Origin of the sequence: [Scytonema hofmanni] UTEX 2349, from assembly GCF_000582685.1 — a bacterium.
Taxonomy (GTDB): Bacteria; Cyanobacteriota; Cyanobacteriia; order Cyanobacteriales; family Nostocaceae; genus Hassallia; species Hassallia hofmanni.
This window is the reverse complement of the sequence record NZ_KK073768.1, coordinates 4,424,821-4,435,511: the sequence shown is the minus strand read 5'-3', so window position 1 is coordinate 4,435,511 and position 10,691 is coordinate 4,424,821. Positions and strand designations below refer to the sequence as shown.

Here is a 10,691-nt window from a genome sequence, read left to right as displayed (position 1 = left end):
ACCCGCCTGTGGCACCCTCCCCGCTTGCGGGGAGGGTTGGGGAGGGGTTCTTCATCAATTATGGGTGATTGCCCGGACATGATATATTATATGTTACAAAAGAGGTAAAGACGTAGAGACGTAGCACTGCTACGTCTCTACATGGGTTTCAGGTAACGCATAATTAATTGACACAGATATCTATTACGAAAACAATTTAAATCGCGCTAATTGAGTTTCAATCGCCTCTTTTAGTATTTTATCTAAGTCGGTGCTATCTGCAAATTCTAAAATTTGCGATCGCGCTAAGTCAAAGGGAAATTGTCCAGATAAATCTGGGCGTTGCATTTTTGCTAGTAAAATTTGTTCAGAGCGTTTACTTTGAATGGCATAGCCAATTTCAATACATACGTTGGGACTGGGTATTAGTTGAGCTATTTCTTTGCCGTCGATGCTAGCAATGGGTGTAGTGTCAGCGATAAACAACAAACTTTTGCGGATTTTTCGCATCATTGTCCGGTTTAGTCGTAGAGAACCATCGCGAGGGCGGTAAGATTCAACTAAGCTTAAAGGTAAGCGCGATCGCATATTCAATATTTCTAAACTAGTTTGCAGCCCTTGTCGCAAAGCGTCACTCGAAAAGGCATACTCAGTTTGATAGCATAAAAAAATTGTCGGCTCTAACTGCGCTAAAACCCCTTGTTTGGTAAAATAAATTTCATGACTAATTAAGTCTATGTTGGCTACGCAATAACCACCGCTACCTTCAATATAAAACTCAATATTTTCTCCTTCCAGATAGCGTTCAAACCAAATTGATTGCTTAATTTGGTCACTTTCTTCTAAAAAATCCGCTCTTAATCCCGATTTTAGGAGGCTTTTTTTACTTAAACGAATATCTGGGGGACGTTTTTCCACTTCCCGAATCGGCTCGTAATCCTCAAGATACCATGCTCTGAGCGCAATAATTGACATAAGGCGCTATTTTAAATCTCTCTTACTATTCAACCTCGTACAAGCTTACACCCAGGCGCGGCACAAATAACAACAACACCCAAGCTTCTACTAGCTGCGTTATTTCCTCTCTTTCTTGCTTTTAGTCAGGGATGCACTTACTTTCATCACTGCACACAAGTAATGAAAATCAGTGACACTACCCCCTGATTTTTATATTTGAGGAAATCTCGGCGTTCGCGTTGGGTGTTGTTGTGTTGTAACGAGACAGATGTAAATCAATCAGCGTTTTTACCTCTTCTTTTCACTTTTAGCTGTTGTATCTGCCAGGAAGCTTATTAGCTTCTACTAACTATTAGATTAGCACCTTTAAAAAATCAGCAAATTATTTGCAACTAAACTTTACCTTTGGGGAGACATCTGAGTAATGATATCGTCTTTCGCTCCCGCGATAAAATTAGCAAAACGCTCTGCTAGCGGTGGTACAATAAGCAAGGGATTGTTAAAAGCAGAGAATATATGAATATTTGTAAAACCCGGAATAGCACCAATCAAAGGTAAACTATTGTTGCTAAAATCGGCTAAACAATGATGCCAAGTACCTGCTACATTTTCCAAGGCTGGTAAAACGTTGCCGATGCTTTTTCTTAACCATTCTTCACTTTCTTCTTCTTTGACTTTGGCATTGACATCGGTGAGAGCGCGGCTAATTTGCCCGATGCGTAAACTACCATCGACAAATTGAACTACACCCGCATCTAAAATTGGTGGTACTATTTCATTACCAGGTTCATCCCATAATTCATCAATTTGAGTTGACTGAGTTTTGAATTTAAACCATTGCAAATTAGCTGGCATGATTAAGGTTTGTAACTGCACATCAATGGGTGGAGTTTTAATCATTTCTGTATGGGTAAAATACAGTTTAATGGAAATACCGGCTGATTTTAATAGCTGTCGGCTGAGTCCCCCAGCGCAGACGACGACGTTACCACTATGATAAGTTTTGGTTGTTGTGGTTACGCCGTGTGGTAATATTTGTAATACTTGCTCAATCTGGATTTCACCGCCAGCACCTAGAAAAGCTTGGATGTATGCTTGTACTGTTTTATCTGGGTTGACATGTCCGTGTTTGACTGTTAAAGCACCGGCGATCGCTTGAGGATTCAGTAGTGGTTCTAATTCACAAGCTTCTTGTATATTGAGTAATTTCGGCGGCGTTGTCACATGGGTGTATAATGCAGCAACTGCTTGCGGATCGACATCCGCAGGAATAGTTAATAATAAATTCAATTCCCGAAATTCCATATCAGCGTCTAACTCTTGTGAGAGGATATGGTGACGGGCGATCGCTTCATTTGATATTTGACGGGTTAATGGTGTAGTAGCAGCCCAATAAGCTAGTCCACCATAACTATAATGAGTAGCATTGTTGGCGATCGCATTTTGTTCTAATAATAGTACTGAGAAGCCTTTTTTTCTCAACTCGTAGGAAAGTGCAGTACCAGTGATTCCACCACCAATTACAATCCAGTCGTAGCTTTTCATATTAGTAAGCAAATTGCAGAGGCGCAGAGAATAAATAATGGATATCCGTAGTGAAAGTTTATCAGATTATGCTGCAATCGCTGAGGTTAATATATTCGCTTTTGGGCAAGAAAATGAGGCAAAGTTGATTGAGGAAATTCGTGACTCTCAAGGCTATATTCCTGAACTTTCTCTGGTTGCAGAGGTTGATAATGTTATAGTTGGTCATATTCTTTTTAGTTATATTGATTTAATTGGTGAAGAAACTTTACAGGTACTCAGTTTAGCACCTCTGGCAATTCTTCCAAAGTTTCAAAAACAAGGAATTGGCAGCGCACTTGTAAAAGCTGGATTGGAAAAAGCAGACGCAATTAAAGAAGCTTTAATTATTGTATTGGGTCATCCGCACTTTTATAAGCGCTTTGGTTTTCAGCCTTCAGTTAATTATAAAATTATCTCTCCTTTTCCAGTTCCAGAAGATGTCTTCATGGTGAAAATATTGCAAAACTATCAAGAAAAATATCAGGGTAAAGTTGTTTATCCCCCAGCTTTTTCGGCTGTTTGAGTATAATATCATGTTGGGTAAATTACTTGCAATGTAAAGACGTTCCGGCGGAACGTCTCTACGACGGTAGGTAGGTTTTCATTACTGTTAATTAAACGTATATGATATAATATTCCATAAAAATTAAAACCTCTGCGAACCTTTGCGCTAACCTCCGCGCTACTTTGCGTTTAAAATTAAACTATTTTGGCACTGACAATACCCTTTGCTTCAAGCACAGATGCAACTTGTAAAATTAACGCTTCGTTGTAGGGAGCAGCTATTAATTGCACTCCTAAAGGTAAACCATTTTCCTGTTGAATTGGCACAGATAAAACAGGTAAGCCGATAAAAGATAATGGTTGAGTGTATAATCCTAAATGGGGACGGACAAGAATTTCTTCACCATCCAAAATCATAGTTTCTTGACCAATTAACGGTGCTGAACAGGGAGTAGTTGGGGCAATAATTACATCTACCTTTTGGAAGATTTCGCGGACGCGATCGCGATACCATCTTCTAAAGCGTTGCGCTTGGATGTACCAACTACTGGGAATTAAAGCACCAGCAAGAAAGCGATCGCGTGTTGCTGGATCGAAATCTTCGGGACGCGATCGCAATTTTGACAAATGCAGATTTGCACCCTCGCAAGCGGTAATTACAAACGCTGCTGCACGAGCGCGATGTGCTTCTGGTATCGTTATATAATCTCGCACACCCAAAGCACGAGCAACTTTTTCAACTGCTGCTAAAGCTTCCAGATTTGCCCCTTTGAGAAAATAATCGTCAGCGATGGCAATTCGCAAATTATCAATATTTTGCAGAGACGTTACATGTAACGTCTCTACAAGAGGACGCTTTGTGCAAATTGGATCGCGATCGTCTTCACCTTGAAGCACATCAAACACCGTTGCAATATCCCGCACCGAAGTAGCAAAATGTCCAATATGGTCAAAACTGCTAGAAAATAAAGCTACACCAGCACGAGACAACCTACCATAAGTCGGCTTCAAACCAAAAATACCACAAAAAGCCGCAGGAACGCGAATTGAACCATTAGTATCAGAACCCAACGTCAGGGGAACCAACCCCGCAGCAACCGCAGCAGCAGAACCACCAGAAGAACCACCAGCTACCCGACTTAAATCATGAGGGTTGTGAGTAGCACCATAATGAGAATTTTCCGTCACAAATCCGTAAGCGTACTCATCCATATTTAAAGTACCGACAAAAACCGCACCCGCTTGTTTCAACCTTGCTACCGCAGTTGCATCCTTAATTGCTGGGGGATTTTCCGCATTAATTTTCGATCCTGCCAAAGTTGTTAAACCAGCAACATCAAAAAGATTTTTTACCGCAAAGGGAACCCCAGCAAGTATTCCCGGATAATTACCTTGCGCTATTTCCCCATCTATGCGTGCAGCATCTTCCATTGCAGATTCAGCAGTCACAGCCGTAAAACAATTTAACTCATTATCCCGTGCCGCAATTCGTTGTAAAGTAGCTTCAGCAACATCCACCGCACTAAAAGAGCGATCGCGCACAGCATTTGCTATCGACAAAGCATCATTCATGGTTCAAAAATTGGTGCAGCTTCAACATCATCCGGCAACTCAAACGAATTCACAATTCTCGCTGTCGCCTTAATTCTCTCAAAATTTGCCACCACGCCATCCCGATACTCATCCCTCAACTGCAAATCCATCAACAAAGCCATTAAATTCACATACTCACCCACATCAAACCCCTTCTCCATCTCTCCTCCTCTGCGTCCTCTGCGGTTCGTTATACTAAATCTACAACCTCTAGCGGCAACTTAAAAAAACCATCTTCCCCTGGTGCAAACTCAACAACCTTCAACACAGCATCAACATTTAAAGCACCATAAACGTGAGGAAACAAATCCTCAACCCCCTCATAACGAATTTCCGCTTCAACATTTTCAGAGTCAATGCAAAGAATTACCAAATCCCTTTCATTTCTAAAACGAAAATTTGCCACTTTGATAACTTGTGTCAATGTCGAACAGTGAATAAAACCCTCCGAATCCAGAGTATCACCGCGATAAAATCCTGCAAGTTTCGCTTTTTCCCATTCTTCGCGCCTCGTGATGTGCAAAATAAGTGTCATAATTTTGTTAAATCATTTTCTGCGTTGTATCTTGTCTTATATTCGCGTGTATCGTTCGCCCCAAGGGAAACTGCTACGCGATCGCTGCAAAAATATTGCTAAAATTTGAGATGTCTATAGAGGCGATCCGATGCTTGAAACTACCATCCTCGAACACCTCCAACAACTACCCGAATCCCTCCAGCAGGATGTTCTCCATTACATCGAATCTCTGCTGAAACAGCAGGCACAGAGCAATCTGTCAGAAGCAACTCCCCCCAACCGCCAGCAAGCCTTTGGGATTTGGCAAGGCAAAGTTCGCATGTCCGATGACTTTGATGCGCCACTTGATGACCTCGAAGACTATATGTGATGGGTTTTCTACTCGATACGCATACAGTCCTGTGGCTAATTCAAGGAGACACAAACTTGAGCGATCGCGCTCGAAGCATAATTGAATCCCCCGATAGCAAATTATACTTCAGCATCGCTAGCGTCTGGGAAATCTCTATCAAAATTGGATTAGGAAAGCTGGAGCTTGATTACTCCCTGCAAGCCCTGACCACGCTTTTGCAGCAGCTTGACATCGATATTCTGCCCATTAGTGTTGCCGATTTGGAATACTATCTGGCGTTGCCGCTCCATCACCGCGATCCGTTTGATCGCATTCTGATTGCGCAAGCGATGCACCATGCCCTGATGATCGTCAGTCGTGATAGTGAGTTTGCGGCTTATTCAGTGCAACGGTTGTGGGCGTGAAAATTGATTTCGCTTTTTGCTGAAGCGATCGCCTGTATACTGTATTTTTTATTCTTCCCTCAACCTTGACTTACTATCACCAACATCAAAACGTTTTTTCTCAACAATACCTGAGTGAGTTGCAAGGACAGATTTTTGGGTGTCCCTATTTTACCGTCAACAACCTCAATCGTGACTTTGTGGGGACAAAAGGATTTTCGCTAGTATTTAGGCGATCGCATATGACAACAGTTGAGCAACGCTTTCCTTACTTCAAGTCTTATTTAGACTTAGCACTGCAACCAGAGTGTAATGCTTTTTACCTCAATCCCCTCTTGTTAAAATCAGGCTCTCGTGTAGATCCGCACATTGATCGCTCACTGCGTTCTTATTGTAAAACTATCGAACCGCCGACAGTCGTTAGTGTTCTTTATGTCGTCGTTCCTCCTGATATAGTGGGAGGGGAACTCGTACTGCGATCGCACAAACGCAAAATTGGGCAGATTGTTCCTCAATCAAATACTTTACTATTTTTTCAAGGCGATTTGACTCATTCTGTCAACGCTGTCATCAGTTCGAGCGATCGCTTGAGTTTAGTTTGCGAACAATACAATCTCGAAGACGATCAACTGTATGATATTCCAGAATTTAAACTAGAATCAAGAGCAAGTCAAGCTAGCGATCGGCAAAGTAAAAAGCGAACAGCAAAAGTGAAGCATTAACCCTCTTAATTAATGCGATTCCCTACAGGATAGCTTGTCTGCGACACGCTCCGCGAACGCTTCAGGCACTTGAAGTGTATACTAACGTTTGACGATAGTAACGTAAAACGATAGGATTGTGATTGTCACCAGTTTCAAATCTGAAGAGACAAAGCTTATCTTTGATGGCTCAATAGCTATATCTCCTCATACCATTTCTGTGTGAAGCTGCGCCTAATTTAGCCCACGCAGGTGGGCTTTGTACGTGTAGCCGCGAGTTTACTCGTCGGGTTATTAAGCGCAGCATAACAGCAGTACAGCATTGCGTCTATCTCGTTATTTTGGTAATAGCGCTCAGTTTTAGTTGAATTTACAAACACAATACGATTTACGTCAAGCTCTTGAAGAAAATGCAGAAGTTTACAATCAAATTCCTAAACTTCCGTTTAATGATGTTAGCCTGAGATTATTTTCAATTCCCGAAACCAGTTATATCATGTCCGATAGATTACATATGATGTAGAGACAAGGATTTTGGTTTTTTTGTTGTTGACGGATTTCCTCTGCGATCGCATCATTTTCTGGAGCTAGAGCGCAACGCAAAGGCTTTCCTTGCAGAGTGGCAATAGTATCCATCAATTCCCGAAACCACTTATCCGCATAAACCGGATTGCGCTCTCTTAACAAAGAGTAAGCAGTATCAATTTCAGCTTTTGCCGTCTGAGTCAACCTAATTTGAAATGCCATACTTTTGCCGCATTTCTTGCTCAAATTCGGTAAGACTAATGTTTAGCATAGAGTTAATTTTGCATCAAATTTAAACTCAATTTAATGCTATCTCATAGAGACGTTACATGTAACGTCTCTATTTTTCTTAAGCGATCGCTGTTATCTATGCTTGCAATTGGCAAAGTAACAAACCAAACCACTCATTTGCATCCTTCCACACATGAAGCGGTATCAAACCTTTTGCTGCAAGTTGTTGTTTAATTGTGTTGATGTCGAATTTACGTGAAATTTCGGTAAAAATTGTTTCGCCTATTTGAAATTTAACACTTAGATTTAAAGCGCGTAATTCCACAGTTTGCTCACACAGACTTTTCAAATGCATCTCAATCTGATTTTCAGTCTCGTTATAAAAAGCTAAATGCTCAAACTGAGTTGTGTCAAAATTGCCTTCAAATCGGCGATTTAAATGATCCAACATATTCAGGTTAAACGCTGCCGTCACACCTTGGCTATCATCATAAGCTGCTTCTAAGATGTGTTTCGGTTTTTGCAAGTCTATCCCCAATAAAAAATACTCTCCCACTTGCAGAGCATCTTTAATTTCCGATAAAAACACATCACACTCTTGAGGATTGAGATTACCCAACGTACTACCGATAAAACAAATCATCCGACTGGGTAATTGCTTTGGTAAAAGTTGCGCTAAAGCCATCTCATAAGTTCCCGCTAGAGCATGAACTTGCAATGTGGGATAATCTGCCAATAGCTGCTTGGCACTAGTTTCTAACATCCCTGCACTCACGTCAATGGGCAGATAACGCAGAGGATAGCCTAGCTGCTTGTACGCATCTAAAATAATACGGGTTTTGGTTGAGCTACCGCTGCCAAGTTCCACGAGTTCGCAATCACCTGTAATTTTGGCAATTTCCTCAGCACAATCAAGTAGAATTGCCGTTTCTGTTCGCGTAACGTAATATTCTGGTAATTCGCAGATTTGCTCAAATAACTCAGATCCGCGATCGTCGTAGAAGTAACGAGGGGGTAAAGTTTTCCGTGTTTGAGTTAATCCCTTAACTACATCACTTCCAGCGCTAGAGGAAACAATCAAAGTTGGTTCTAGCAAACGCTGTATTTCTAAGCGTTTTTCAATGGTATTTTGAGAAGTAACGTTACTGCTGAGAGCTTTAGATATTGACATTGAACCTCCGATAACTTGCGATGATAGGCTGCATTCTAATGTGCAAACCCTAAAGCAAAATTGTAAAACATTAAGGCACATCAAATAACATCACGCCTGAGCTAAATTAGATAGGCATGAAGGCTATTTATTGTGTTTTTTACCTTAAATTGGCACCGAAACGCATCGAAACCCCGCAAAAATCTGACGCACACCAGGATGATACCAGTTGCGAAAACTAGAACGTAGTGCGAAAGGAGTAGTTGCCCAACTACCACCTTTTAAAACTCGGTGTTGCTGGTCAAAATAAACTTGTGAGTAACCCACATAAGGATACATCCTGAAACCATCGTAGCCATCAAACCAGGATGCAGTCCATTCCCAGACGTTACCCAAAGTATCATACAAACCATAGCCACTTTGCCCTTCTGGGTAAGCATCTACTGGGGTTGTGTTGATAATTTGGCGATTCTTCTGTGGAGATGTTACATCAACACAATTACAATATTGCGGTGTTAATTTTTCGTCACCCCAAGGATAGATGCGGCGACGATTCATGTCTGCATCCCAACTAACTGCTTTTTCCCACTCGGCTTCTGTGGGTAATCGCTTACCAACAAATTGGCAATAAGCTTCTGCTTCGTACCAACTAACACCACAAACTGGGTGATTATCCGCAGATAAAACATCGTGCCAATAAAGCGGTTCCAATACATGCTCTATTTGCAACCATTCCCATCCAGCTTGCGACCACCAGAGCGGATTTTCGTAGCCTCCCGCTTCCATAAATGCCCGATACTGCCCGCAAGTCACAGGGTAACGGTCAATATGATAAGTGTCCAAATACACTCGATGTGCTGGGCGCTCGTTATCAAGAGCATCAACTGAATTGCTACCCATTTCAAACTCACCAGCCGGGATTTTAATGAAAGATGAGGTTGACTGTTGACTCTTGACTATTGACTGTTGACTCTTGACTGTTGACTTTTGACTGTTTGCTAATTCCAACAAAAAGGCGATCGTTTCACAGTGTTGGCTTTCGTGCTGAAGCAAAAAACGCCAAAGACGTTCTTGCTGATTCAAATCAGCTACTTCTAGGTAATCTAAGACTTGTTTTCTAACTGTGTCTAAGTAATAGTAAATTTCTTCCAGCTTTGGTAATTGGACTCGCTGTGATTTGGGTAAACCATCAGCTGCAAAAAATTTGCGGTATTGCGGAAATAAACAAGAATTACCTGCACCACGTTCTAGTAGCCATAAAGACTCAGTGTAGGCAATATGTCCCAAGTGCCACCCCACAGGACTAAAATCGGGATGAACTTGACAGCGAAATGTGGCTTCGTCCATATCCTCGAACAAAGCCAGAGTGTTCGCGCGACATTGATCGAAAGCAAGGGAAATTGCTTGTTGTAAATTAGATTTTCTTAATTTGGATATCACAGTCTTCTTCCACAGTCATAATGCTATTTTCCGGGAAAGCAGTCCAATTACCAGCGAATAGCGGTTCAGATGCAATAATTACCGAGTTAGGAAAAATTGGATCGTCCCGTAGCCAATAAAGAGACGGAGCTGGTGAGCTTGCAGCAAAGCGCGAAGCAATCAACCGATGTCCATCGCTAATTATCACATTTACTGAAACATCTACTTCATGATCTTGGGCTAAATCTAAAAGCGTTAATAATGTTTTGCGTAAAGCAGATTCTAAAGTTAGATGTTGATTGTCTTGCCACTGGGAGAGCAATAGAGCAAAAATATGCTCAGAATCAGTACTTCCATTGATTAGTTCGTAATATTCAGGTGTTAAAATGCTGCGAATTTTTCTATATAATGTTTTTCGGAAATTCTCAATTCTGCCATTATGAATAAATAGCAAATTGTTATAGTTGAATGGTTGACAATTAGCAAAATCTAATGATTGACCTGGTGTAGCACTGCGAACATAACTCAGTACGCATTTAGACTCAACGTAACGGCATAGATTTGGTAAATTAATATCGTTCCAAATCGGTACTGTATTTTTGTAGGTAAAAGGTTCAGTATCTTTTTGAAGATGATACCAGCCAACACCAAAGCCATCAGCGTTGACTACTCCAGATATCATTTCGCGGGGTTGGTAACTCTGGACTATCAGCGAGTGTTCTGGTTTGTATAATAGATGGTCTAGAAAAACAGGTGAACCAAGGTAGCCAAGTAATCGGCACATAATTTAAGTATTTGCTTTAATTGAGGTATG

The 10,691-nt window shown here is 41.3% G+C and carries 13 protein-coding genes; 4 read left to right on the top strand and 9 right to left on the bottom strand.

What is annotated here, in order from left to right:
- Positions 1–183 precede the first annotated feature (183 nt).
- Together TOL9009_RS0125115 and TOL9009_RS0125110 are read right to left on the bottom strand one after the other, a co-directional pair.
- Positions 184–954, bottom strand: coding sequence for a hypothetical protein (locus TOL9009_RS0125115; protein ID WP_029635626.1), 771 nt, complete (start codon positions 952–954; stop codon positions 184–186).
- A 381-nt stretch (positions 955–1,335) separates the two neighbouring features.
- Positions 1,336–2,481 (bottom strand): NAD(P)/FAD-dependent oxidoreductase, encoded by a 1,146-nt coding sequence (locus TOL9009_RS0125110; RefSeq protein WP_029635623.1) that lies wholly within the window; start codon positions 2,479–2,481, stop codon positions 1,336–1,338.
- Between the two features lie 37 nt (positions 2,482–2,518).
- On the opposite strand from TOL9009_RS0125110, the gene TOL9009_RS0125105 reads away from it, so the two are divergent.
- Positions 2,519–3,025: a GNAT family N-acetyltransferase gene (locus TOL9009_RS0125105; RefSeq protein ID WP_029635620.1), complete on the top strand. Its 507-nt coding sequence runs from the start codon at positions 2,519–2,521 to the stop codon at positions 3,023–3,025.
- A gap of 176 nt (positions 3,026–3,201) precedes the next feature.
- Here the strand turns inward: TOL9009_RS0125105 and TOL9009_RS0125100 are convergent, their stop codons facing one another.
- Genes TOL9009_RS0125100 through TOL9009_RS0125090 form a run of 3 tightly spaced genes read right to left on the bottom strand, consistent with a single transcriptional unit; the run spans position 3,202 to position 5,134 of the window.
- The gene (locus TOL9009_RS0125100) at positions 3,202–4,578 is read right to left on the bottom strand and encodes an AtzE family amidohydrolase (RefSeq protein WP_029635619.1); all 1,377 of its coding nucleotides are present in this window, start codon (positions 4,576–4,578) and stop codon (positions 3,202–3,204) included.
- Positions 4,575–4,760, bottom strand: coding sequence for a DUF4089 domain-containing protein (locus tag TOL9009_RS0125095; protein WP_029635618.1), 186 nt, complete (start codon positions 4,758–4,760; stop codon positions 4,575–4,577). The genes TOL9009_RS0125100 and TOL9009_RS0125095 overlap by 4 nt, the downstream gene beginning before the upstream one ends.
- A gap of 29 nt (positions 4,761–4,789) precedes the next feature.
- Positions 4,790–5,134 carry a DUF952 domain-containing protein gene (locus TOL9009_RS0125090; protein ID WP_029635616.1) on the bottom strand — a complete coding sequence of 115 codons (345 nt, stop codon included), beginning with the start codon at positions 5,132–5,134 and terminating at the stop codon, positions 4,790–4,792.
- Between the two features lie 130 nt (positions 5,135–5,264).
- Between TOL9009_RS0125090 and vapB the strand changes: the two genes are divergently transcribed.
- The 3 genes from vapB to TOL9009_RS0125075 all read left to right on the top strand — a co-directional run bounded on the left by vapB (position 5,265) and on the right by TOL9009_RS0125075 (position 6,573).
- Positions 5,265–5,486, top strand: a complete 222-nt coding sequence (vapB, locus tag TOL9009_RS0125085) for a type II toxin-antitoxin system VapB family antitoxin (RefSeq protein ID WP_029635614.1) — start codon at positions 5,265–5,267, stop codon at positions 5,484–5,486.
- Complete coding sequence (locus TOL9009_RS0125080; protein ID WP_029635611.1) at positions 5,486–5,872, top strand: type II toxin-antitoxin system VapC family toxin; 387 nt, start codon at positions 5,486–5,488, stop codon at positions 5,870–5,872. Before vapB ends, TOL9009_RS0125080 begins: the two co-directional genes overlap by 1 nt.
- A gap of 65 nt (positions 5,873–5,937) precedes the next feature.
- Complete coding sequence (locus TOL9009_RS0125075; protein ID WP_029635609.1) at positions 5,938–6,573, top strand: 2OG-Fe(II) oxygenase; 636 nt, start codon at positions 5,938–5,940, stop codon at positions 6,571–6,573.
- A 468-nt stretch (positions 6,574–7,041) separates the two neighbouring features.
- Here TOL9009_RS0125075 and TOL9009_RS40430 read toward each other — a convergent pair whose 3' ends face one another.
- From TOL9009_RS40430 to egtC, 4 genes are all read right to left on the bottom strand, one after another.
- Positions 7,042–7,299 carry a hypothetical protein gene (locus TOL9009_RS40430; RefSeq protein ID WP_063628703.1) on the bottom strand — a complete coding sequence of 86 codons (258 nt, stop codon included), beginning with the start codon at positions 7,297–7,299 and terminating at the stop codon, positions 7,042–7,044.
- Positions 7,300–7,444: 145 nt separating this feature from the next.
- Entirely contained in the window at positions 7,445–8,479 is a 1,035-nt protein-coding gene (gene egtD, locus TOL9009_RS0125065; protein WP_029635607.1) for an L-histidine N(alpha)-methyltransferase, read from the bottom strand.
- A 144-nt stretch (positions 8,480–8,623) separates the two neighbouring features.
- Entirely contained in the window at positions 8,624–9,898 is a 1,275-nt protein-coding gene (gene egtB / locus TOL9009_RS0125060; RefSeq protein ID WP_029635604.1) for an ergothioneine biosynthesis protein EgtB, read from the bottom strand.
- Positions 9,873–10,661: an ergothioneine biosynthesis protein EgtC gene (gene egtC, locus TOL9009_RS0125055; protein ID WP_029635601.1), complete on the bottom strand. Its 789-nt coding sequence runs from the start codon at positions 10,659–10,661 to the stop codon at positions 9,873–9,875. The genes egtB and egtC overlap by 26 nt, the downstream gene beginning before the upstream one ends.
- Positions 10,662–10,691: the final 30 nt, after the last annotated feature.